Annotated in this window: 1 pseudogene; it reads left to right on the forward strand. The window is 39.6% G+C overall.

Annotated elements, in window-relative coordinates:
* Nucleotides 1–268, forward strand: a pseudogene (locus AAEY62_RS22635) (TonB-dependent receptor); the annotation flags it as partial.

Here is a 268-nt window from a genome sequence, read left to right on the forward strand (position 1 = left end):
GATTGGCGTATCGAAAACCGTTTTCGTAAATCATCAATTAGCGGTAACTTTAATTCACCTTTCACAGAACAAGTAGGCAGTGCAACATCAATAGCAGAAAGCATTGGTGGCGCAGGTGCAACCTTGAGTAACGCGAACACCGGTGAAGCGTTTAACGATGGTTTAGCAATGAAGATGGTGACATTTGATGTCACAATGAATGACTTTGGATCTATAGTTAATGACTTTAAATTAACTAAATCGTTCGACGATGATACCAGTCTTACAT

The sequence above is a fragment of the Pseudoalteromonas sp. GW168-MNA-CIBAN-0100 genome (assembly GCF_040309225.1).
In the GTDB taxonomy this organism is placed as follows: Bacteria; Pseudomonadota; Gammaproteobacteria; order Enterobacterales; family Alteromonadaceae; genus Pseudoalteromonas; species Pseudoalteromonas arctica.